General features: G+C 74.4%; 21 protein-coding genes and 1 pseudogene. 9 read left to right on the forward strand and 13 right to left on the reverse strand.

Translation table 11 applies throughout. The features are described from left to right. Nucleotides 1-16: 16 nt before the first annotated feature. Nucleotides 17-829: a dihydropteroate synthase gene (gene folP, locus ACZ4UX_RS12475; RefSeq protein ID WP_352295922.1), complete on the reverse strand. Its 813-nt coding sequence runs from the start codon at nucleotides 827-829 to the stop codon at nucleotides 17-19. Nucleotides 830-1,003: 174 nt separating this feature from the next. On the opposite strand from folP, the gene ACZ4UX_RS12480 reads away from it, so the two are divergent. Further along, nucleotides 1,004-1,423: a DivIVA domain-containing protein gene (locus tag ACZ4UX_RS12480; protein WP_352295877.1), complete on the forward strand. Its 420-nt coding sequence runs from the start codon at nucleotides 1,004-1,006 to the stop codon at nucleotides 1,421-1,423. Further along, the gene (locus ACZ4UX_RS12485; protein WP_329489469.1) at nucleotides 1,420-2,010 is read left to right on the forward strand and encodes a DNA-3-methyladenine glycosylase I; all 591 of its coding nucleotides are present in this window, start codon (nucleotides 1,420-1,422) and stop codon (nucleotides 2,008-2,010) included. The genes ACZ4UX_RS12480 and ACZ4UX_RS12485 overlap by 4 nt, the downstream gene beginning before the upstream one ends. A gap of 75 nt (nucleotides 2,011-2,085) precedes the next feature. On the opposite strand, the gene ACZ4UX_RS12490 is transcribed toward ACZ4UX_RS12485, so the two are convergent. Continuing rightward, the gene (locus tag ACZ4UX_RS12490) at nucleotides 2,086-2,886 is read right to left on the reverse strand and encodes an enoyl-CoA hydratase-related protein (protein WP_465706611.1); all 801 of its coding nucleotides are present in this window, start codon (nucleotides 2,884-2,886) and stop codon (nucleotides 2,086-2,088) included. Nucleotides 2,887-3,183: 297 nt separating this feature from the next. On the opposite strand from ACZ4UX_RS12490, the gene ACZ4UX_RS12495 reads away from it, so the two are divergent. Continuing rightward, entirely contained in the window at nucleotides 3,184-3,351 is a 168-nt protein-coding gene (locus tag ACZ4UX_RS12495) for a DUF3117 domain-containing protein (protein ID WP_014137929.1), read from the forward strand. 123 nt (nucleotides 3,352-3,474) lie between these two features. Here ACZ4UX_RS12495 and ACZ4UX_RS12500 read toward each other — a convergent pair whose 3' ends face one another. Continuing rightward, nucleotides 3,475-4,083: an O-methyltransferase gene (locus ACZ4UX_RS12500; RefSeq protein ID WP_329489471.1), complete on the reverse strand. Its 609-nt coding sequence runs from the start codon at nucleotides 4,081-4,083 to the stop codon at nucleotides 3,475-3,477. A 327-nt stretch (nucleotides 4,084-4,410) separates the two neighbouring features. Between ACZ4UX_RS12500 and sigE the strand changes: the two genes are divergently transcribed. The 4 genes from sigE to ACZ4UX_RS12520 all read left to right on the forward strand — a co-directional run bounded on the left by sigE (nucleotide 4,411) and on the right by ACZ4UX_RS12520 (nucleotide 7,642). Further along, the gene (gene sigE, locus ACZ4UX_RS12505) at nucleotides 4,411-5,151 is read left to right on the forward strand and encodes an RNA polymerase sigma factor SigE (protein WP_380388406.1); all 741 of its coding nucleotides are present in this window, start codon (nucleotides 4,411-4,413) and stop codon (nucleotides 5,149-5,151) included. Then, nucleotides 5,148-6,185 carry a zf-HC2 domain-containing protein gene (locus ACZ4UX_RS12510; RefSeq protein WP_465706612.1) on the forward strand — a complete coding sequence of 346 codons (1,038 nt, stop codon included), beginning with the start codon at nucleotides 5,148-5,150 and terminating at the stop codon, nucleotides 6,183-6,185. Before sigE ends, ACZ4UX_RS12510 begins: the two co-directional genes overlap by 4 nt. 130 nt (nucleotides 6,186-6,315) lie before the next feature. Then, nucleotides 6,316-6,759 carry a sec-independent translocase gene (locus tag ACZ4UX_RS12515; RefSeq protein ID WP_359803284.1) on the forward strand — a complete coding sequence of 148 codons (444 nt, stop codon included), beginning with the start codon at nucleotides 6,316-6,318 and terminating at the stop codon, nucleotides 6,757-6,759. Nucleotides 6,760-6,967: 208 nt separating this feature from the next. Next, nucleotides 6,968-7,642, forward strand: coding sequence for a hypothetical protein (locus ACZ4UX_RS12520; RefSeq protein WP_329489474.1), 675 nt, complete (start codon nucleotides 6,968-6,970; stop codon nucleotides 7,640-7,642). 64 nt (nucleotides 7,643-7,706) lie between these two features. Here the strand turns inward: ACZ4UX_RS12520 and ACZ4UX_RS12525 are convergent, their stop codons facing one another. The 4 genes from ACZ4UX_RS12525 to ACZ4UX_RS12540 form a co-directional block, all read right to left on the reverse strand. Beyond that, nucleotides 7,707-8,867 carry an Mrp/NBP35 family ATP-binding protein gene (locus ACZ4UX_RS12525; RefSeq protein WP_329489475.1) on the reverse strand — a complete coding sequence of 387 codons (1,161 nt, stop codon included), beginning with the start codon at nucleotides 8,865-8,867 and terminating at the stop codon, nucleotides 7,707-7,709. Nucleotides 8,868-8,923: 56 nt separating this feature from the next. Next, nucleotides 8,924-9,517, reverse strand: a complete 594-nt coding sequence (locus tag ACZ4UX_RS12530; protein ID WP_465706746.1) for a DUF1003 domain-containing protein — start codon at nucleotides 9,515-9,517, stop codon at nucleotides 8,924-8,926. Between the two features lie 49 nt (nucleotides 9,518-9,566). Then, nucleotides 9,567-10,853 (reverse strand): magnesium transporter MgtE N-terminal domain-containing protein, encoded by a 1,287-nt coding sequence (locus tag ACZ4UX_RS12535; protein ID WP_465706613.1) that lies wholly within the window; start codon nucleotides 10,851-10,853, stop codon nucleotides 9,567-9,569. 158 nt (nucleotides 10,854-11,011) lie between these two features. After that, nucleotides 11,012-11,572 (reverse strand): pyridoxamine 5'-phosphate oxidase family protein, encoded by a 561-nt coding sequence (locus ACZ4UX_RS12540; RefSeq protein ID WP_352295860.1) that lies wholly within the window; start codon nucleotides 11,570-11,572, stop codon nucleotides 11,012-11,014. A gap of 124 nt (nucleotides 11,573-11,696) precedes the next feature. Between ACZ4UX_RS12540 and ACZ4UX_RS12545 the strand changes: the two genes are divergently transcribed. Next, the gene (locus tag ACZ4UX_RS12545) at nucleotides 11,697-12,626 is read left to right on the forward strand and encodes a DMT family transporter (RefSeq protein ID WP_465706614.1); all 930 of its coding nucleotides are present in this window, start codon (nucleotides 11,697-11,699) and stop codon (nucleotides 12,624-12,626) included. Between the two features lie 7 nt (nucleotides 12,627-12,633). Here ACZ4UX_RS12545 and corA read toward each other — a convergent pair whose 3' ends face one another. Then, entirely contained in the window at nucleotides 12,634-13,758 is a 1,125-nt protein-coding gene (gene corA, locus ACZ4UX_RS12550) for a magnesium/cobalt transporter CorA (protein WP_465706615.1), read from the reverse strand. Nucleotides 13,759-14,212: 454 nt separating this feature from the next. Between corA and ACZ4UX_RS12555 the strand changes: the two genes are divergently transcribed. Further along, nucleotides 14,213-14,860: a suppressor of fused domain protein gene (locus ACZ4UX_RS12555; protein ID WP_465706616.1), complete on the forward strand. Its 648-nt coding sequence runs from the start codon at nucleotides 14,213-14,215 to the stop codon at nucleotides 14,858-14,860. A gap of 110 nt (nucleotides 14,861-14,970) precedes the next feature. Here ACZ4UX_RS12555 and ACZ4UX_RS12560 read toward each other — a convergent pair whose 3' ends face one another. From ACZ4UX_RS12560 to ACZ4UX_RS12580, 5 genes and pseudogenes are all read right to left on the reverse strand, one after another. Continuing rightward, nucleotides 14,971-15,831 (reverse strand): PHP domain-containing protein, encoded by an 861-nt coding sequence (locus ACZ4UX_RS12560; RefSeq protein ID WP_352295855.1) that lies wholly within the window; start codon nucleotides 15,829-15,831, stop codon nucleotides 14,971-14,973. A gap of 63 nt (nucleotides 15,832-15,894) precedes the next feature. After that, entirely contained in the window at nucleotides 15,895-16,533 is a 639-nt protein-coding gene (locus tag ACZ4UX_RS12565; protein ID WP_329489481.1) for a DUF6758 family protein, read from the reverse strand. Nucleotides 16,534-16,849: 316 nt separating this feature from the next. Next, complete coding sequence (locus ACZ4UX_RS12570) at nucleotides 16,850-16,996, reverse strand: hypothetical protein (protein ID WP_465706617.1); 147 nt, start codon at nucleotides 16,994-16,996, stop codon at nucleotides 16,850-16,852. Nucleotides 16,997-17,330: 334 nt separating this feature from the next. Continuing rightward, entirely contained in the window at nucleotides 17,331-18,218 is an 888-nt protein-coding gene (locus tag ACZ4UX_RS12575) for an alpha/beta fold hydrolase (RefSeq protein WP_465706618.1), read from the reverse strand. A gap of 147 nt (nucleotides 18,219-18,365) precedes the next feature. Then, nucleotides 18,366-20,312 (reverse strand): annotated as a pseudogene (locus ACZ4UX_RS12580) (DEAD/DEAH box helicase); the annotation flags it as partial. Between the last annotated feature and the right edge of the window lie 161 nt (nucleotides 20,313-20,473).

Genomic DNA, 20,473 nt, shown 5'->3' on the forward strand with positions numbered 1-20,473 from the left:
CGAAGGAGGGGGCGCCCTACGCCAGTCCCCGGCGGGCGACCGCCGGGGGGCGGGTGCCCCGGATCGAGGCGACCATGTCCAGCACCTGCCGGGTCTCGGCCACCTGGTGCGCCCGGTAGATCCGGGCGCCCAGCCAGGCCGAGACCGCCGTGGTCGCCAGCGTGCCGAGCAGCCGCTCGTTCACCGGCCGGTCCAGGGTCTCGCCGACGAAGTCCTTGTTGGAGAGCGAGACCAGCACCGGGAAGCCGGTCGCGGTCATCTCCGGCAGCCGGCGGGTCGCCTCCAGCGAGTGCCGGGTGTTCTTCCCGAAGTCGTGCCCCGGGTCGATGACCACCGCGTCCCGCCGCACGCCCAGCTCCACCGCCCGTTCGGCCAGGCCGACCGTCACCCGCAGGATGTCCGCCATCACGTCCGGGTAGCCGGTGCGGTGCGGCCGGGTCCGCGGTTCGGCGCCGCCCGCGTGGGTGCAGACCAGGCCGGCGTCGTACCGGGCGGCCACCTCGGCCAGCTTCGGATCGACCCCGCCCCAGGCGTCGTTGAGCAGGTCCGCGCCCACCTCGCAGACCGCCTCGCCGACCTCGTGGCGCCAGGTGTCCACGCTGATCACGGCGTCCGGGTGGCGCTTGCGCAGCTCCGCCACGAACGGCACGGTGCGCCGCAGTTCCTCCTCGACGGTCACCTCGTCGCCCGGTCCGGCCTTCACCCCGCCGATGTCCAGGATCGCGGCGCCCTCGGCCATCGCGCGGTCGGCGGCGGCGAACGCGGCCTCGTCCGCGAAGGTGGCGCCCTTGTCGAAGAACGAGTCCGGAGTGCGGTTGACGATGGCCATGATCACCAGCTCGTCGTCACCGAATTCCCGTGGTCCCAGGCGCAGTGCCACCGATGTCTCCTCCACAGCTGCTCCGGGTGCGATGATGGCCCCCGGCCTATCGGGAACCATGCTGTCATGATCGTGAGCCGGGCACTGTTGTCAGCGCCGGCAGGGAAGTCGGGAGGACCGCTCGTGTTCTGGGTGATCGTGGTGGCGATGGCCGTCGTGGTCGGAGGCGCCGCGTTGGTGGCGCTCGGCGGGGGCGGCTCACTGCCGGAGGCGGTGCAGGACCGGATCGCCGCCCGGCTGCCGCAGGACCGTCCGCTGAGCCGGGACGACGTGGACGGCATCCGGCTGCCGATGGCCGTGCGCGGCTACCGGATGGACGAGGTGGACGACGTCCTGGACCGTCTCGGTGCCGAACTCGCCTACCGGGACTCGCGGATCGCCGAGCTGGAGGCCGCCGGCGCGGTCCGCGGCGCCGTCGAGGCCACCGGCCCGGACGCCGGGGCCGAACCGCTGCCCGGGCTGGAGGAGTTCGCGCAGGTGGTGGAGCCCGTCAGCACGCTGACCAAGGGCCCGGAGGGTGCGAAGCCGGCGGCGGACCAGTGACCGAGGCCGGTGCGGCGCTCGGCGCGGACGGCCTGCGCCGCTGCGGCTGGGGCGACTCGGCGGACGACTACCGGCTCTACCACGACACCGAGTGGGGCCGCCCGGTCCACGGCGACGACGCGCTGTTCGAGCGGGTCTGCCTGGAGGCCTTCCAGTCCGGCCTCTCCTGGATCACCATCCTGCGCCGCCGTGAGGGCTTCCGGGCCGCGTTCGAGGGCTTCGCGATCGACAAGGTCGCCGAGTTCGGCCCCGCGGACGTCGAGCGGCTGCTCGGCGACGCGGGCATCATCCGCAACCGGGCCAAGATCGAGGCGTCGATCGCCAACGCGAAGGTCGCCCGCGACCTCGACGGCGGCCTGGACGCGCTGATCTGGCAGTACGCCGGTGCGCCGGACCGGCCGGCCCCCCGCACCCTGGCGGAGGTCCCGGCCGTCACGCCCGAGTCGACGGCGCTGGCGAAGGCGCTCAAGAAGGCGGGCTTCCGCTTCGTCGGCCCGACCACCGCGTACGCGCTGATGCAGGCCTGCGGCCTGGTCGACGACCACCTTGCGGACTGCCACGTCCGGAGCGCCCTGCGGGCCGTCTAGGCCCGCCCGGGCCCCGGGAGGACCCCGCCGGACCCCGCCCGGGCCCGCACGGCCCGGGCGGTGCCCCACCGGGCCTCAGCGGCCCAGGTACGTCGGCTTCTCCTTGGCGATGAACGCGCGGACCGCGATCCGGTGGTCCTCGCTGTCGCCGGCCAGGGTCTGCAGCTCGTCCTCCTTGTCGAGCAGCTCGTCCAGGGAGTGCGAGGCGCCGTACGCGAGCGACTCCTTGATGGTGCCGTACGCGACCGTCGGGCCCTCGGCCAGCTCCTTGGCGAAGACCCGGGCGGTGGCGGCCAGCTCGGCGGCCGGGACGACCTTGGTGGCCAGGCCCAGCTCCATCGCCTCGGTGGCCTTCACCGTGCGCGGCAGCATCAGCAGCTCGGTGGCCTTGGCGTGCCCGACCAGCCGGGGCAGCGTCCAGGAGGCACCCGAGTCGGCGGTCAGCGCGATCCCGGCGAAGGCCGTGTTGAAGCCGGCCGTGTCCGCGACGATCCGGAAGTCGCAGGCGAAGGCCAGCGAGGCGCCCGCGCCCGCCGCGACGCCGCCGACCGCCGCCACCGTCGGCTTGCGCATCCCCGCCAGCGCCCGCACCAGCGGGTTGTAGTGCTCGGAGACGGTCTTCAGCGCGCCCTCACCGGTCTCCTCGGCCCGCTTGAGCAGGCCCAGGTGCTCCTTGAGGTCCTGCCCGACGCAGAACGCCCGCTCACCGGCGCCGGTGAGCAGCACCGCCCGCACCGCCCGGTCCTCGGCGGCGGCGGTCATGGTGTCGCGCAGGGCCACCTTGGTGGCGGTGTCCAGCGCGTTCATCGCCCCGGGGCGGTTGATGGTGATGACGGCGAGGCCGCCGTCCAGCTCGTACAGCACGGAATCGGACATGGGCGAGGGGCTCCCTTGCGATCGGCACAGCTCGGTCGTGTGTCAGGATGCCGGAGCGTGCGGCCGGGTGGGGAGTGTGAGGTATCGCACCTTTCGGCGGCGCGCCGACCGCCGCCGCGCCGGGGCTTATGGCAGGAAATGTGGCGCTTGGAGCCGGTCCGGCCGTGGTTGCGCCGAGAGTGATGTTGGTCATCAGGCCGTGGCATGCGGGATAATGGCTTCCGATCAATGCGTTCGATACCGGCGGTGGACGGACTGCCGGTGCGTAGCTGAGCGGTTGCAGGAAGGGGAACGAGCATGGCGGCCATGAAGCCGCGGACGGGTGACGGCCCGCTCGAAGTCACCAAAGAGGGGCGGGGCATCATCATGCGCGTTCCGCTCGAAGGCGGCGGACGCCTTGTGGTGGAGCTCACGCCTGACGAGGCCGACGCCCTGGGCGAGGCCCTGAAGAAGGCCTGCGGCTGACCGCAGCGGGTGCTCCCCATCTCCTGGAGATGTGCCGCCGGGCCCGGGTACGACACTACGTCGGCCCGGGCTCTGTGGTTCCCGGGCGGCCGCCGTCGGGCCGCCGTCGGGGCGCCGGCCCGGTCAGCGCTTCACGGCGCAGAGCAGCCCGTCCGACACCGGCAGCAGCGCCGGCAGCAGGGCCTCGCTCTCCCGGACGTCCCGGACCAGGTCGCGCACCGCGTGGGTCTGCGGGTCCTGCTGGTCCGGCTCGGCCAGCCGGCCCTCCTGGAAGACGCCCTCGAAGCAGACCATCCCGCCCGGCCGCAGCAGCCGCAGCGACTCCGCCAGGTACTCCCGGGACTCCGCCGGGTCCCCGTCGCAGAAGACCAGGTCGTACTGGCCGTCCGCGAGCCGCGGCAGCACGTCCAGGGCCCGGCCCGGTATGAAACGGGACCGGTTCGCCGCGAACCCGGCCGCGTGGTACGCCTCCCGGGCCAGCTGCTGGCGCACCGGTTCGGTGTCGACGGTGGTGAGCACCCCGTCCGGGCGCATCCCGCGCAGCAGATAGACGCCGGAGACGCCCGTCCCGGTGCCGATCTCGGCCACCGCCTTGGCGTCCAGGGCGGCCGCCAGCAGCCGCAGACAGGCCCCGCCGCCCGGTCCGATCGCCCTGATACCGGTGCGCGCGGACTGTGCCCGGGCGTAGGTGAGCACCGCGTCCTCGCCGACGAAGGTGTCGGAGAGGGCCACGCGCGCGGGCCCGAACTCGCTGATGGCTGCCTCTTTCGGAGCCCCGGGCGATGGCCCGGTGCCGAGCGGAAGTCGATATTTCCTGGCACAGATTACTGGCCGACCGGGAACCGCGTACGGCGGCGGGCCGTTGCTGAGGAAGGGACCGGTCGACGGATACCCCCGCGATACCCCCCCGGGCACTTTTATCCGGGCTTGACGGGCGAGGTGGATATGGTGGTGGCCCTGCTGGGCAGAAGAGCCAACCGAGGAGGTGTGGCCGAGGGCGACGTCCCTGTGCGGCGGCACTCCCGCGGCACCGCGTCAGCCCGTACGCCGAAGCCCGTGATGAACCAGTCTGCGCACTCCACCCTGGACCAGCCGGTCGCCGCGACGCCGGCCGCCGGTACCACCGAGGCACCCGCCGCCCTCGCGAGCTTCGCCGAGGGTCCCGACGCGCAGACCTGGACTCCGCCCTCCTGGGAGGAGATCGTCGAGGCGCACAGCGCCCGCGTCTACCGCCTCGCCTACCGCCTGACGGGGAATCAGCACGACGCCGAGGACCTCACCCAGGAGGTCTTCGTCCGGGTGTTCCGTTCGTTGTCGACCTACACCCCCGGCACGTTCGAGGGCTGGTTGCACCGGATCACCACCAACCTGTTCCTGGACATGGTCCGCCGGCGCCAGCGGATCCGCTTCGACGCGCTCGGCGACGACGCGGCCGAGCGCCTGGCCAGCCGCGAGCCCAGCCCGGCCCAGCACTTCAGCGACACCCACTTCGACGCCGACGTCCAGCAGGCGCTGGACACCCTCGCCCCGGAGTTCCGGGCCGCCGTGGTGCTCTGCGACATCGAGGGCCTCTCCTACGAGGAGATCGCGGCGACGCTGGGCGTCAAGCTCGGCACCGTCCGCAGCCGGATCCACCGCGGCCGCTCGCACCTGCGCGCCGCGCTGAAGCACCGCGCCCCCGGCGCGGCCCCGGGCCGCGAGCGCCGGGGCGGCTCCGAGGAGCCGGTACCGGTGCCGGTCGGCGCCGCCGCGGGTGAGGCCACGGTCGCGCCGGGCGGGCGCGGACGGAGGCGATCGTGAGCGGAACCGGCCGGTCGGGACCGGGTCGGCCGGACGCTCCCGGCAAGGCCGCCCCCTGGCGCGGCGGCTGGCCCCAGCTGGGCCGGCGCGGCCACGAGGACGGCGCCGAGGACCCGCTGCCGCCCGTTCCGGCCCTGCCGGGTGAGGCGTCGCTGCGCGCGGTCGCCGTCCGGCCCGCCGAACCCGCCGCCGAGGAGCACCACCTCGGGGAGCGGCTCTCCGCCTTCGTCGACGGCGAACTCGGCCACGACTCCCGCGACCGCGTCCAGGCCCATCTGGCGACCTGCCCGCAGTGCCTCGCCGAGGCCGACGAGGGCCGCGCCGTGAAGCACCTGCTGACCCGGACCGGCACCCCCGGCCCGTCCTCGGCGCTGATGTCCCGGCTGATGGCCGTCGGCACGCTCCAGGACGAGGACGCTCCCGCCGAGCGGCCGCGCCGGGACGACGACGACCTGCCCGGCGGCGGCCTGCCCGCGGCCTGGGGGTCCCCCCGGCCGGAGGCCGGCGGCACGCTCGGCGGCAGCCGGCTGAACGGCGGCTCCTTCGGCCGTGGCGCGGGCGCCTTCGGTGCGGGCGCGCTCGGCGCCGACGCACCGGTGCCCGGTGTCGACCCCCGCGCGTTCGGGCGCGGGAGCTCGGTGCTGCGCCCGCTGATGGGCCGGCGCTCCGGCCGTCCCGAGGCCTCCGCGGTGCCGCGCCCGGCCGCGGCCGCCACCGGCCCCGTGGTGACCCGGCAGGCTCCGCCGCGCGGGCGCCGCTTCGTCTTCGCCGCCGCCGGGGCCTTCTCGGTCGCCGCGGTGACGCTGGGCGGGGTCGGTGGCTTCGCCGCGCAGAGCGACGATCAGCACGGCACCTCGGTGAGCCCGGCCGGCAACCCCGGCCGCGGCGGCGGGTACGCCCCGATGAAGGCCCAGGTCCCGGTGGACTTCCCGGTCCGCCCGGTGGCGGCCACCCGCAGCGCGACCCCGCAGCAGATCGTGCCGGACCGGACCCCGAGCTCGGGCCTCGCCGGGCTGCACCAGGAGAACCGGTAGCGCGGACCGGCCACCGCGGCCATGGCCATCGACGGCTCTTCACCACGGCTTCATCACACTGTGGGGTCCGGATCCGACGGTGGCCATTACGCTGTAGGAACCCGTTGTCCGACGAGCTGAGGGAGCTTAGGTGTTCAGCGACGTAGGCGGACTGGAGATCCTGACTCTGGTCATCATGGCCATCGTGATTTTCGGTCCGGACAAGCTGCCGAAGCTGATCCAGGACACCATGGGCTTCATCAAGAAGGTCCGCTCCTTCGCCGACTCGGCCAAGGAGGACATCCGCAGCGAGCTGGGCCCGGAGTTCAAGGACTTCGAGTTCGAGGACCTCCACCCCAAGACCTTCGTCCGCAAGCAGCTCATGGGCGGCCAGGACGATCCGCTGGGCCTCAAGGAGATGCGGGACAGCCTGGACATCCGCTCGGTGCTGGACGACAAGCCCGCCGCCGCCGTGAACGGCCACGGGCGCGCCGGCACGGTCAGCATGGACAAGTCCGCCGCGGTGGCCCCGGCCTCCGCCGGCGCCGCGCTCCAGCCCGGCGAGCGCCCTCCGTTCGACCCCGACGCCACCTGATCCCGCGTCGCTCCGACGGCGCCACCGCCCCGCCCGGCCGCACGGCTGAGCGGGGCGGCGGCATGTGCGCCGCTATTGTGCTGAATGTTCCCGCTGTGCCGTCGGTCACTTCCGGTCGGTTCCGGCCCGAAGGCACCCGGCGGGAACGCCGCGGTACGCCACCATGGGAGCGCACCACGGCAGGAGATCTGCGTTGAGGAGGCCCGGGATGGACGCGACGAGTCATGCGGTGGGGACGGCGACGGCCGACGGCCCGACGGTCGGCGGACAGGCCGGCCCGGCCGACCCACTGGTCCCCTACCTGTCGGCGGACTTCCCCTGGTACGGCCTGGACGACGGCTGGACCGGCCGCCGCTACCTGATCCAGGCCGGCGCCGGCGGCCCGCGCGGTGGCGCGCCCGGCAGCGTCGACTACGGCACCCTCGGCCACGGTGAGGAGCCGGCCCGGCAGTACGAGCCGCGGGACATGCGCAAGTTCGCCGTGGTCGTCACCGTGGCCCGCCGGGGCAGCCGCCGCAGCGCCGACAACACCGGCACGCTGGAGGCGACCTCGGCCTCCTCCGCCGCCTGGCTGGCCGGCTCCGGCCTGCTCGCCTCCACCTGGCCGGGCCAGCTGGACCGCACGCTGCGCCAGGACTGGCTGGACCAGCAGAGCACCCTCGCCTGGGACCTCGCCGACGACCTGGCCGGCCCCGGCTGGTCCACCCTCAGCCTCCCGGTGAACGGTCTGCCGCAGCCCTTCCGCTACCGCGAGTCCGAGTACGGCTGGGTCCTCGCGGGCGAGGCCCCCGGCGTCCTCCTCGGCGCCTACGGCCGCGGCGTCAGCGCCTACGGCACCGGCTTCTCCACCGTCCCCGACCTGACCGCCTACACCCGCCCGTAGCCCGCCCCGGCCCGCCCCGGGACAGCACGAAGGGCCGGGCGAACCGCCCGGCCCTTCGTGAGGGTCAGAACTTGTTCTTCGGGGTGAGGCCGAGGGAGAGGCCGGAGAGGCCGCGCTGGCGGCCGCCGAGCTTGCCCGCGACGGCGCGCAGGGCGGCGCCGGCGGGGGAGTCGGGCGCGGCGAGCACGACCGGGCGGCCGTCGTCGCCGCCCTCGCGCAGCCGGACGTCGATCGGGATCGAGCCGAGCACCGGCACGTTGGCGCCGACGGTCCTGGTGAGCGCGTCCGCGACGATCTGGCCGCCGCCGGTGCCGAACACGTCGATCATCTCGTCGCAGTGCGGGCAGGGCATGCCGGACATGTTCTCGATCACGCCGACGATCTTCTGGTGCGTCTGCACCGCGATGGTGCCGGCCCGCTCGGCCACCTCGGCGGCGGCCATCTGCGGGGTGGTGACGATCAGGATCTCCGCGTTCGGGACCAGCTGCGCGACCGAGATCGCGATGTCGCCGGTGCCGGGCGGCAGGTCCAGCAGCAGGACGTCGAGGTCGCCCCAGTAGACGTCGGCCAGGAACTGCTGGAGCGCGCGGTGCAGCATCGGGCCGCGCCAGACCACCGGGGCGTTGCCGGGGGTGAACATGCCGATCGAGATGACCTTCACGCCGTTCGCCTGCGGCGGCATGATCATGTCCTGGACCTGGGTGGGCCGGCCCTCGACGCCCAGCATGCGCGGCACGCTGTGGCCGTAGATGTCGGCGTCCACCACGGCGACCTTCAGGCCGTCCGCGGCCATCGCGGCCGCGAGGTTCACCGTCACGGAGGACTTGCCGACGCCGCCCTTGCCGGAGGCGACCGCGTAGACCCGGGTCAGCGTGCCCGGCTTGGCGAACGGGATCTCGCGCTCCGGGGCGCCGCCGCGCAGCAGCTGGGAGAGCTCCTTGCGCTGCTCGTCGCTCATCACGTCGAGCTCGACCTCGACGCCGGTGACGCCGGGGACCGCGCCGACCGCGTCACGCACCCGGGTGACGATGGTGTCACGCATCGGGCAGCCGGAGACGGTGAGGTAGACCGCGACGCGGACCTCGCCGCTCTCGGCGATCTCGACCGATTTCACCATGCCGATCTCGGTGATCGGACGGTTGATCTCCGGGTCGTTCACGGTCGCCAGCGCCTGGCGTACGGACTCCTCCGTGACGCCGGCCGCGACCTCTGTCTCGTTGGCCATGCCTTGATGGTACGGCGCCGGGCGTACCGCTTAACCGGTCGGTAGCGTGCTGCCGGTCACAGCATCCCGGAACTCTCCCGGCGTTCGTCGATCTCCTTGAGCAGGGACTGCAGTTCGGAGCGGACCGCGCCCAGCTCCGAGGCGATGAAAGCCCGGGTGGCGACCTCGCCGAGGCCCTGCCGCAGGGCCGCCACCTCCCGGGTCAGGTACTCGGTGTCGGCGATGTTCCGCTCGCTGCGGGCGCGGTCCTGCTCCATGTTGACGCGGTCCCGGTCGTCCTGGCGGTTCTGCGCCAGCAGGATCAGCGGCGCCGCGTACGAGGCCTGCAGCGAGAGCATCAGGGTGAGGAAGATGAACGGGTAGTCGTCGAAGTGGACGGCGTCCGGCAGCACCGTGTTCCAGCCCACCCAGACGACCACGACGACGGTCATCCAGACGATGAACCGCCCGGTGCCCAGGAAGCGCGCGATCCGCTCGGAGAGCTTGCCGAAGGCCTCCGGGTCGTACGTCGGCAGGGTGATCAGGCCGGGCCTGGTGGTCCGCGGCTGGTCCAGCCGGGAGCGGGAGGCGACGCCGGTGGAGGGCTCGGCGCGGCGCTCGCGGGCGCCCTCCCGGGCGCGCAGTTCGCGCAGCTGGCGCAGTTGGCGCAGCTCGCCCTGGAGACGCTGGCGGGGGGTGTCCTCCCGTCGGCCCTTGCGGTCAGCGTCCACCGGTCAGCACCTCTCGCTCGTCGTCCGGTCCGTGCAGGGCGGCCTCGCGCCAGTCCTCCGGCAGCAGGTGGTCGAGCACGTCGTCGACGGTCACCGCGCCGACCAGGTGGTCCGCCTCGTCGACCACCGGCGCGGCGACCATGTTGTACGTCGCCAGGTAGCTGGTGATCAGGGACAGCGGGGTGTCCGGCGGCAGCGGGTCGAGGTCGTCGTCCACCAGCGAGCCGACCAGGGTGTACGGGGGCTCGCGCAGCAGCCGCTGGAAGTGCACGGTGCCCAGGTACTTGCCGGTCGGCGTCTCGTTCGGCGGGCGGCAGACGAAGATCTGCGCGGCCAGCGCCGGCTTGTTGTCCGCGACCCGGACGCGGGCCAGCGCCTCGGCCACCGTGGCGTCCGGCTCCAGCACGATGGGCTCGGTGGTCATCAGACCGCCGGCGGTGTTCTCCTCGTACCGCAGCAGCCGGCGGACCGGCTCGGCCTCGTCCGGTTCCATCAGCTGGAGCAGCCGCTCGGCCTCGTCGCCGGGCAGCTCGGAGAGCAGGTCGGCGGCGTCGTCCGGGTCCATCGCCTCCAGCACGTCGGCGGCGCGCTCGTCCTTCAGCTTGCCGATGATCTCGACCTGGTCGTCCTCGGGCAGCTCCTCCAGGACGTCCGCGAGCCGCTCGTCGTCGAGCGCGGCGGCCACCTCGGCGCGGCGCTTGGCGGAGAGGTGGTGCATGACGTTGGCGAGGTCGGCGGGGCGCAGCTGGTCGAAGGTGGCGAGCAGGTTGGCGGCGCCCTGGCCCTCCTCGGTGAGGCTGAAGCCGGTGACGTCCTGCCAGTCCAGGGTGAGCGACTCGCCCTTGGCCTTGCGCAGCCGGCCGACCCGGCCGACCTGGACGAAGACCTTGCTGATCTCCCACTCGCGCAGCCGGGTCTGCACCATCGCGACGTCCAGGACGGTGACGTCCTGACCGGTCTTGGTCCAGCTGACGGTGCGGTCCAGCAGCTCGCCGAGCACGAGGGTCTCGGACGGGCGCTGTTCGAAGCGGCGCATGTTGATCACGCCGGTGGTGAGCACCTGGCCGGACTCCAGGCTGGTCACCCTGGTCATCGGCAGGAAGATCCGGCGCCGGCCGATCACCTCGACCACCAGACCGAGCACCCGGGGCGGCCGGCCGCCGAGGCGGAGCGTGACCACCACGTCGCGCACCCGGCCGACCTGGTCGCCGTTCGGGTCGAAGACGGCGATGCCGGAGAGGTGCGAGATGAAGACCCGGCTGCCTGCCCCTGCCATGGACTCCCTCGCTCGCTCGGCGCCCCGAGGAGCACGCGGGCGCGGCCCGCGGCTTGTCGGACCAGCCCCAGGCTACCCGCGCGTCCCGCACCCGGCCCGACGAGCCACGGCGCCGATCCGGCCGTCCGGGGAGGGCCGAGCGGTGGCGCGGCGCGGGCTCAGCGCTTGCGGCGCTTGAACAGCAGCTTCGGGAGGCCGGCCGGTACGGGCTCGCGGGTGGTGGCCGAGGTGGGCAGCGGCGCGGTGGCGTGGGACTCGTCGGGCATGGCGCCCGGGTGTTCGGCGAGCAGGTCCCGCCCGGTGCCGGCCGGCTCCAGCCGGAGCACCCGGCACTCGCGGGCCCAGCGGTCGGCGATGGTGTCGGTGTCGGGCGCGTTCAGCCGCTTGCCCTTGAGCTCCTCGACGGCGCCCAGCCAGGCCTCGCCGTGCGGCTCCGGCTCGACGACGCGGGCCGTCCAGCCGGTGAGCCGGCCGCCCTTGTCCTTGCTGCGGACGGTCACCACCGCGCCGGCCCCGGCGGTCAGGCCGTGCAGCGGCTGCTCGGCGCCGTCGCCGACCACGACCACCGCGCCGTCGTGCCAGGCGTGCCAGAGCGGGCGGCTGTGCTCCTGGCCGTCCGCGCGCACCCAGAGCAGGCCGGACTTCTTCGCGGCCTCCTCCAGGAGGGCCCGGTCGAGGAAGTCATCGGCGGTGGCGGCTGCGGCGGGCGTACGGTCCATGGCGGACAGCGTACGGCCTGAGCTGTCCACGGGGTGTCTCACCGGTCGGGCGACAGTTCCAAGACGGCCGCACGGGCCTTACCTTAGGAGCCGCCCGACTCCCACCCCGAGCCCGAGGAGCACCGTGCCGACCCGGCCCGAGACCGCAGCCCCCGCCACCGCGTCCGGCCCCGCCGCGCCGCCGCCGCACCCGCTCCCCAGGCTGGACCTGCTGCTGCTCGCCGTCTCGGTCTCCGGCATCTCGCTCTCCGCGCCGCTGATCAGCGCCACCGCCGCGCCCGCCCTGGCGATCGCGTTCTGGCGCAACGTCATGTCGGTCGGCGTACTGGGTCCGTACGCGCTGCTGCGGCACCGGGCCGAGCTGCGCGGGATCGGCCGCCGGGCACTGCTGCTGGCGGCGGCGGCCGGCGCGCTGCTCGCCGTGCACTTCGCGCTCTGGATGCCGAGCCTGCGGATGACCTCGGTGGCCTCGGCGACCGCGCTGGTGACCACCACGCCGCTCTGGACCATCCTGCTGATGCGCCTCGGAGGGGTGCGGGCGCCCCGAGCGGTGTGGATCGGCATGACGGTGGCGTTCGCCGGTGTGCTGGTGCTCACCGGGGTCGACCTCACGCTCTCGCCGCGGGCCCTGCTGGGCGACGCGCTGGCGCTGGGCGCGGGCCTCGCCGCGGCCGGCTACATGCTGCTGGGGGCCGAGGTCCGCCGGACCGTCAGCACCACCGCCTACACCCTGGTCTGCTACGCCACCACGGCGGCCGTCCTGCTGGTGGTCTGCCTGGTGGCCGGGACGCCGATGGCCGGCTGGCCGGCCGGCGTCTGGTGGCAGATCGTGCTGCTGATGGTCACCGCCCAGCTGCTCGGCCACTCGCTCAGCAACCGGGTGGTGCGCACCCTCGGCCCGTCCGTCACCTCCACCGCCATCCTGCTGGAGACGCCGGGCGCCGCGCTGATCGCGGCGCTCTGGCTCGGCCAGTGGCCCCCGGTGGCCGCCTACCCGGCGGTGGTGCTGATCCTGCTGGGCCTGGTCCTGGTCGCCCGGGGCGGCCGGCGGTGACGGCCGGCTACAGCCAGCCGTTGCGGCGGAAGCCGCGGTACATCCCGATGCAGATCAGGACGACGCTGCCGAGCACCATCGGGTAGCCGTACTCGTGGTGCAGCTCCGGCATGTAGTCGAAGTTCATGCCGTAGACGCCGGTGATCATGGTGGGCACGGCGAAGATCGCCGCCCAGGCGGTGATCTTGCGCATGTCCTCGTTCTGCGCGACCGAGACCTGGGCCAGGTTGGCCTGGAGCAGCGAGTTCAGCAGCTCGTCGAAGCCGTGCACCTGCTCGGTGACCCGGGCGAGGTGGTCGGCGACGTCCCGGAAGTACTTCTGGATGTCCGGGTCGACCAGCCGCTGGAGCGGCTCGGAGAGCTGCTGCATGGGCCGCAGCAGCGGCGTCACCGCGCGCTTGAACTCCAGGACCTCGCGCTTGAGCTGGTAGACCCGGCCGACGTCGGTGCCCCGGCCGCCCTTGTTGGAGAAGACGTCGAACTCGATCTCGTCGACGTCCGTCTGGAGCCGGTCGGCGACCAGCAGGTAGTTGTCCACCACGTGGTCGGCGATGGCGTGCAGCACCGCGGAGGGGCCCTTGGCCAGCAGCCCGGAACCGTCCGCGTCGGCCTCCAGCCGGTGCCGCAGCTCCTGCAGCGAACTGTGCCCGCCGTGCCGGACGGTGATGACGAAGTCCCGCCCGGCGAAGACCATCAGCTCGCCGGTCTCGACCACCTCGCTGGTCGGGGTGAGCTGGTCGTGCTCGACGTAGCGGATCGTCTTGAAGACGGCGAACAGCACGTCGTCGTACCGCTCGACCTTGGGCCGCTGGTGCGCGTGGACGGCGTCCTCGACCGCCAGCGGGTGCAGGCCGAAGCGCTGCGCGATGCCCTCGAACTCGGCCTCGGTCGGCTCGTGCAGCCCGATCCAGCTGAACGATGCCGCGCCGTCCGGCAGTTGCTGCGAGGCCTTCACCCGGCGGGCCGCCTCGCGCGGGCTGCAGCTCTCGCCGTGCCGCTTGCCGGCCTGGTACACCGCGCAGTCCACCACCGCGGAGGCGGACTGGCCCGGGTGGATCGAGTCGAACAGGCCGCTCGCGGAACGGCGGCGGTTGGTGCGGACGGCTGCGCGCAGGCTGTTGATCATCGACATGGCAGGCTCCCTGGGCAGGAGCCGCCGCACGGCGGCACGGTGGCGGATGGCCGTGGTGCGACGGCATGGAACACCGGTGGAATGACGCCTGCGGTCGGTCCTCGGCCTTGCTGGGGCTCGCGCTGGAACGACCGGACGCCGGTGAGGGTGCTCTCCCGGCCGGGGCCGACTTCGCCTGGGTCCGTCTCGAGGAACGCGGCTGCCGATCGGCTACTGGTGCCGCTGTTTCAGCCTGCGAGGCGAGGGGTACGGGGAAGGCGTCCGGGCCGGGTAGAGCTGCCGGTACTGCATGGTCGGCTGGTATCCACCGCAACCACCTCCTTCACGCCGCTGCCCCGGAGAGAGGATCCCCGGTGGCCAGTCGCTCACACTAACATCTGACCGGGCATCGTCGCTGCGACGTTCTCCCGGTGGTCCTGCCGGCTCCGCGGCCGCACCGGTTACGCTCACCGGCATGGCGCACGACTTCCCGCTCTTCGGTGACCCCTCCGGCGGCTCCCACGACCCGGCCGGCCTCTCCCGGGAGGCCGTGCTGGCCGCCGTCGAGGCCCGGCTGCTGACCACCTTCGGCGAGCCGAGCGGCCGCGCCGCGGTCACCTTCCTCGGCGCGGACCGGATCGAGGTGCTGCGCTTCGGCCCGGACGCCGAGGGGCTGGTCCGCTACGCCACGCTCGGGATGGCCGCCGCGCCGATGGCGGACCCGACCGCGCCGGTCGCCGACCAGGTCCGCGGCCCCCGCGCCGAACTGCTGCTGACGATCCGTGGGGCCCGCGACACCGTGCTCCGCACCCTGGCCACCTTCGCCGCGACGCCGCAGGTGGAGGGCCTGGTGCTGGCCCCCGGCGGTTCGCTGGACCTCGGCGCCCCGCTCTGGGACGGCGCGCCGTTCACCTCGGTGCTGGCCGCCGAACCGGGCGGTCTGGTGCCCGACCTGGAACTCGACGAGCCGGCCGACCCGGTGCGCTTCCTCCCGCTGCTGCCGATGACGCCCAACGAGGCCGGCTGGAAGCGGGTGCACGGCGCGGCCGCGCTGGAGGAGCGCTGGCTGAAGCACGGCACCGATCTGCGCGACGCCGACCGCCGCGGGGTGCCGCTGGACTGACGTCCGGTCACCGGGGTCCGCAGGGCCCGGTGCCCGCCGCAGCGGGGGCGCGCGCTCCCGCCGGGCCCGGCGGGGTGCTCCCGCACGCCCGCGCGTCCGGCCGGGCGGGCTCAGCCCTCGATGGGCTTCGCGCCGGTGGCCTGGGCCAGCAGCGCCTCGTAGACGCCGGGGTCGGTGGTGTGCTCGCCGAGCCGGACGCTCTTGCGGGTGCCGTGGTAGTCGCTGGAACCGGTGGTCAGCAGGCCGAGGTCGGCGGCCAGTCCGCGCAGCCGGGCCCTGGTGGGTTCGTCGTGGTCGATGTGGTCGACCTCCAGCGCGGCGAGCCCGGCCGCCGCGAGGTCCGCGATCACCTGGTCGGAGACGGTCCGCCCGCGCTTGACCGCGCCCGGGTGGGCGAAGACCGGCACCCCGCCCGCCGCCCGGACCAGCCGGACGGCCTCGGCCGGATCGGTCTCGTGCTTGCGGACGTCCGCCCGGCCGCCGTTGGCCAGCCATTCCGGGGTGAAGGCGTCGGAGACGGTGGCCACCACCCCCGCCTCGACCAGCGCGCTGGCGATGTGCGGCCGGCCGACCGAGCCGGTGCCGGCGATCCGCTGGACCTGCTCCCAGCTGATGTCGGCGCCCAGCGCGCGGCAGCGCTCGACGACGGCCCGCCCGCGGCGGAACCGGTCGGTGCGCACCAGCTCGCGCTCGCCGGCGAAGGCCGGCTCGGCCGGGTCGAAGAGGTAGGCCAGCAGGTGCAGGCTGATGCCGTCCACCGCGCAGGACAGCTCGGCGCCCGGGACGAGGCTCAGCCGGGTGCCGGAGGGCAGCGCGCGGACCGCCTCGGCGGCCTCGGCGTGGCCGGCCACCGTGTCGTGGTCGGTGAGCGCCACCACGTCCAGGCCCGCGGCGGCGGCCGCCGCGACCAGCTCGGCCGGGCTGTCGGTGCCGTCGGACGCGTTGCTGTGGGCGTGCAGGTCGATGCGCACGGGGTCGGCTCCTGGGGTGGGCGGCGGGTGCCGCCCAGGATAGTGCGGGCGCCCGGCGGGCCGTCAGCCCAGCAGCTGGGGGGAGAGCGCGCCGCAGGGCAGCAGGCCCAGCTCGGCGCCGGCCTCGCGCAGATCCGTGAGGACGAGCTCGTCGTACATCACCAGGGCGGACTGCTCGGGCCAGGCGACCGCCCAGAGCCAGAGGCCGCGGGCCTCGCCGACGAACACCGCGCGATCGGCGGGCGCGTCCGGGACGTGGAACATCGGGGTGGGCCGCCCGGCCGCCATCAGCTTGGCGTCGGCGGGCTTGTAGAGCGAGACGGACTCGCCCGGGTCCGGCCCGGACAGGCCCGCGTACCGGGCGCCGAGCCCCACGCCCAGCTCCTCGGCGACCAGCACCAGCTCTCCGAAGCCGCCCAGCGGCGCCGGTCCGGAGCAGGCGACCGCGGTGGCCCGGGCGCCCGAGACGTCGTCGCCGACGTGCGCGATGCCGGTGTAGAGCCAGCCGACCGGGAGCGGCCAGGGCAGCCAGACGGGCACCTGGGAACGGGCGACGGCGACGCCGAGCGCCTCCACGCTCGGGGGCAGCACGGGCTGCATCGGGTGCACCGCTCCGTGCCGGTCGCACTGCCAGGTGTCTGAGAACAGACCGGGGGCGCGGACCCGACCGGCGCACCTCGGGCAGCTAGGCTCGCCCCTCATAGCCGACAACGCTCCTCCCTCCGGACCGCCGCGTCAAGGACGATCACCCGTACGGAGGGCGCGGCGGTACCTGTCGGTGCGGACACCCGTTCGGCGCCGGGCGGGCGCGCTGCGGGCGGTTCCCGCTAGGGAATGTCCAGCGGCGGCCGGTGGCAAACGTCGGTGCCGCTCCGGGTGGGCCGGGCCGGACGAACTGACGCCCCGTCAACGGCGATCGCGGTGACGGGGCGTCAGTCGGGTATCGGAACGTCGGGATCGGACGCTCCCGGCTCTTCGGCGGCGGGTGAGGGCTCCCGGTCGGAGGCGCCGCGCTGGGTCAGACGGTCGGGCACGGACGGATGAGCAGGCGCTCGCCGGTGCGGGCGGCGGCCTGGACGAGTTCGCGGACGGTCTCGGCGTCGGCGATCACGCGGTCGATGGCGGTGCCGTGGGCGTCGTCCAGTCGGACGATCTCGAAGCGCATGGGCCTCTCCTTCTCTTGCCCCGTCGGGCGGGGCGGTCGTGGCTGAGTGGGTATCAGCCCTTTCGCGGTCTGTCGGATCGAACGGTCGACGGTCTGCTGAGGCAAAGGGGCTCCCCCTGCTTGCCAAGTGCGTCTGGTACCTCGTGAACCACTGTCTCGTGGTGCTGCTACCGGGCCGTTGCCCGTCCGTAAAGCCCAGGTTTCGGCGGATTGTCGCCAGCGTAGACCCCGACGATGATTCCCGGACAGAATCAAATATTACCGCAACTAACGACTTTTGTCCTGGGACTTGCCTGGGCGGGGCGCCGGCGCCCCACCCAGGGAAGGTCCGGGCTCAGCCCCAGAAGGCCAGCAGGGCCTCGGCGGTGGCCTCCGGCCGTTCGGCGTTGGGGGAGTGGCCGGCGTCCTCGATCACCACGCGGCGGGCGCCCAGCCGCTCGGCCATCCGGGTCTGCTCCGGCACCGGCCAGGCGTAGTCCCGGACCCCGGAGAGCACCAGGGCGGGCAGCGCGGCCGCGGTCGCGGCCAGCTCGTCCACCCGGTCGGGCGCGGCGATCAGATGGGCGCCGGTGGTGGCGAGCGCCTGCGGCACGTTGGCCACCCAGCGGCGGTGCAGGAACTCCGCGACCTCGGGGGCGGGGCGGCGGGCCCGGTCGCCGCCGGTCTGCTCCGCCTGCTGCTCCATCTGCTGGAGCACCTGCCAGATCTCCTCCAGGCTCATCGACGGCAGCACGCCGATCAGCAGCTTGGTCCGCTCCGCCTCGGCGGGCTCGATCGAGGCCGGCCCGGTGGACATCAGGGTCAGCGAGCTCCACGGCAGCGGACCGTCGGCGGCCGCCGCCAGGACGGCCTCCCGGGCCACCTGGCCGCCGAAGGAGTGGCCGAGCAGGTGGAGCGGCGCGTCGCCCTCGGCGAGCACCGCGGTGAGCGCCCGGACGTCCGCCCCCAGGGCGTCGACCGCGTAGGCGGCCGGATCGTCGGGGCCGCCGCTCTCGTACTGGCCGCGCTGGTCGACCGCGGTCACCCGGTAGCCGGCCGCGGCGAGCGGCTCCAGGAGCGCGATGAAGTCCTCCTTGCTGCCGGTGAACCCGGGCACGAGCAGGGCCGTCCCGCGGACCGCGCCGGCCGGCTCCGCCCGCAGCGCGGCGAACTCCCCGCGCGCCGTCGGCACCCGCAGGGCGCGCGCGCAGCGGGGGAGGGTGAGGAACGGCGGCGTGCTCATGGGCGATCTCCTGCGTGCGCGGGTGCGGTGCGGCGGGGCGACTGGCGCCGGTGACGCCGAGCGTAGCCGGGGGGAAACGCCGCAGGGGGCGACGCCGCCCGGTGGCCGGACGGGGTCGCCCCCTGCGCGTGGTGCGTGACCGGATCAGCTCTCCGGGGCCGCCTCGGGGGCCGCAGCCGCCGGGCGGCGGGTGCGGGCCCGACGACGCGGGGCCGCGGCCTCGGCCGGGGCGTCCGCGCCGGCCTCGGGGGCCGCGGCGGCCTCGGCGACCGGCTCGGTCGTCGTCGCCTTGGCCCGCGAGCGGGTCCGCTTCACGGCCGGCTTCCCCTCGGTCTGCACGGCGGCGGCCGGAGCGGCGGCCTCGGCGACCGCGGCGGGCGCCTCGGTCACCGCGTCGACGGCGGTCTCGCCGGCGGCGGCGCGGGGACGGCGACGGCGGCGGCGCGGGGCCGCGCCCTCGCCCTCGGCACCCTCGACGGCCGGAGCCGCCGGGGCGTCGACCGCGGCGACGGCCTCGGTGGTCGCGTCGAGCACGGCGTCACCCTCGACCGTGGAGCCGCCGCGGGTGCGACGGCGCTCGCGGGCCCGGCGGGCGGGCTTCTCCTCGGCCGCCTCGGCGACGGGGGCGGCGCCCCGGCCGCCACCGGTCCGGCCGCCCTTGGGGGCGCGACCGGGCGCCGAGCGGGCCCCGCGACCGCCGGTCTCGCCGAGGTCCTCGACCTCCTCCGCGCCCAGCCCGGCCCGGGTCCGCTCCGAACGCGGCAGCACGCCGGTGGTGCCCTTGGCGATCTTCAGCAGCTCGAACAGGTGCGGCGAGGTGGAGTAGGTCTCCTCCGGCGCGTTGAACGACAGGTCCAGCGCCTTGTTGATCAGCTGCCAGCGCGGGATGTCGTCCCAGTCGACCAGGGTGACGGCGGTGCCGGAGGCGCCGGCGCGGCCGGTCCGGCCGATCCGGTGCAGGTAGGTCTTCTCGTCCTCGGGGCACTGGTAGTTGACGACGTGCGTCACGCCCTCGACGTCGATGCCGCGGGCCGCGACGTCGGTGCAGACCAGGACGTCGACCTTGCCGTTGCGGAAGGCCCGCAGGGCCTGCTCGCGGGCGCCCTGGCCGAGGTCGCCGTGGACGGCGCCGGCCGCGAAGCCGCGCTGGGTCAGCTGGTCCGCGACGTCGGCCGCGGTGCGCTTGGTGCGGCAGAAGATCATCGCCAGCCCGCGGCCGTCGGCCTGCAGGATGCGCGAGACGAGCTCGACCTTGTCCAGCGAGTGCGCACGGAAGATGTGCTGCTCGGTGTTGGCCACGGTGGTGCCCGTGTCGTCCGGCGCGGCGGCGCGGATGTGGGTCGGCTGGTTCATGTACCGGCGGGCGAGGCTGATGACCTGGCCCGGCATGGTGGCCGAGAACAGCAGCGTCTGCCGCTTGGCCGGCAGCATGGTCAGGATCTTCTCGACGTCGGGCAGGAAGCCCAGGTCGAGCATCTCGTCGGCCTCGTCCAGGACGAGCGAGCGAACCCGCGAGAGGTCCAGCTTCTTCTGCCCGGCCAGGTCCAGCAGGCGGCCCGGGGTGCCGACCACGATGTCGACGCCCTTCTTGAGCGCCTCGACCTGCGGCTCGTAGGCCCGGCCGCCGTAGACGGCGAGCACGCGCACGTTGCGGACCTTGCCGGCGGTCTGCAGGTCGTTGGTGACCTGGGTGCAAAGCTCGCGGGTCGGGACGACGATCAGCGCCTGCGGGGCCTCGTGGAGCTGCTCCTCGGTGCCCCGGCCGGCGTCGACGTCGGCCCGGACGACGACCCGCTCGATCAGCGGGAGGCCGAAACCGAGGGTCTTGCCGGTGCCGGTCTTGGCCTGGCCGATGACGTCGTGGCCGGTCAGCGCGACCGGGAGGGTCATCTCCTGGATGGGGAAGGGGTGGATGATGCCGACGGCCTCCAGGGCCTCGGCGGTCTCCGGGAGGATCCCCAGGTCCCGGAAGGTGGTCTTGATGGGTTCAGCGTTGGTGGACAGGGTGCTGCCTCTTCCGTGTGGAGGGGCCGAGAACGAGCGGCGGGCGGGCAGCCGCGCTGCTGCGTACGGGCCTGGACGGCCCTGGTACAGCTGCGTGGACGCACAACCGCGCCGGTCCCTGCGGCCGGCCGGTCCGCGGGGCCCGGTGAGGGGCGCGGTCACGGCGGCGTCGGGGAGGATTCCCTTGAGGGACCTGCGCGGGACCTTGCGCCGTGCGGCGCGGTCTCGGCGGCCCTCGCTCGGCCACTGAT

Source organism: Kitasatospora sp. NPDC028961, assembly GCF_055564815.1.